This is a genomic window from Streptomyces cahuitamycinicus (assembly GCF_002891435.1).
In the GTDB taxonomy this organism is placed as follows: domain Bacteria; phylum Actinomycetota; class Actinomycetes; order Streptomycetales; family Streptomycetaceae; genus Streptomyces; species Streptomyces cahuitamycinicus.
Map to the genome: position 1 here is coordinate 1 of NZ_POUC01000843.1, position 1288 is coordinate 1288.

Here is a 1288-nt window from a genome sequence, read left to right on the forward strand (position 1 = left end):
GGACATACGGTGACGGACCGGTCGGGGATGAACCGCGGCCCCCGGGTACTGACATCCGCACCGAGGACGGACTTCCACTCCGGGGCGGGCCGGCCGTCGCACACGACCCGGACGAGGTCGCCCTGGCTGCGCGCCAGACGGGCCACCACGTCCGTGACCACGACGGCACGCACCTCTGCCCGGCAGTAGATCTTGAGAGCCGTCCCGCTGAACCCGGCCGTCGTGTGCCCGTAGCGCCGCCCGCGCCGCAGGATCTCTCCGACCAGGTCGGCGGAGGCGGTGCTGTGCACGCTGAGGTTGACGAAACCGGGCCCGGTGACGGCGACGTCGGCGAACCGCCGCTCGTCGAGGAGCCGCGCCCGCAGGATCTCGGCCACGTCACGCGGCGTCCGCCCTGCCTCGCGGGCCAGCTGGAGGGCGATGCTGGTGGCGTAGTCGCCGCAGCCCCCGGGGCCCGGCGGAGCGACCACGACCCGCTCCGGCACGGTCACGCTGAGCTCACCTTCGTCGACAGCGCGGCGCACGGCGTGCAGCACGGTGCGGGAGAGCTCGGCGGGGGTCACGGGACAAGCGTATGGGAGGAAGGGGGTGGGTATGCGAGCCGGTTTCCGCACGGTCCGGGATGTGGACGCGACGCCTGTGCCAGGGCTGCGCAGGAGTCACTCGCCTACGGCACGGCGGGTAGATCCACTTCCCTGGTCTGCTCCTCGGCTTGCCGCGCGTGTTCGTTCGCGCGATTCGTTGCAGGTTCCCTTGTGTGTTCCGTCGCGGGTTCCCTTGTGTGCTCCGTCGCGTGTTCCATCGGCCGGGCGCCGCCGCGCTGCCTGCCCTCGGCCCGGGCCCGATCGACCAACTGACGCACCATGCGGACCAGTTCGGCGGGCTCGAAGGGCTTGGCGAGGAACGCGTCGACGCCCACTTCGAGTCCGGCCTCGACCTCGTGGTGACCGCAGGCGCTGACGATGGCGAGGGGCATGTCGCGGGTGCGCGGATCGGCACGGAGGCGAGCGGCTGTCCGGATCCCGTCCAGCCGGGGCATGACGACATCGAGGGTCACGACATCGGGCCGCACCTGATGAACGACATCAAGACACTCGGCACCATCGGCCGCGGTCACGACCTCCAGCCCCTCAAGCTCGAGGTTGACCCTGATCAACTGCCGGATGACCTTGTTGTCGTCCACAACAAGCACCCGGCCCGACGCGCCTGGCACAACTCGAGAGTAGGTCGGACCCGGCCATCGCGTCCGGGTTTTCCCCACTTCCACCCCGACCGGGCGACCCGCAAC

1 protein-coding gene and 1 pseudogene are annotated in these 1288 nt (G+C 70.7%); both read right to left on the reverse strand.

Annotation, left to right across the window (positions count from 1 at the left end; all coding sequences use genetic code 11):
• Positions 1 to 563, reverse strand: a pseudogene (locus C1J00_RS43330) (ArgS-related anticodon-binding protein NrtL); the annotation flags it as partial.
• Positions 564 to 667: 104 nt separating this feature from the next.
• Entirely contained in the window at positions 668 to 1267 is a 600-nt protein-coding gene (locus C1J00_RS43335; protein WP_439333488.1) for a response regulator, read from the reverse strand.
• Between the last annotated feature and the right edge of the window lie 21 nt (positions 1268 to 1288).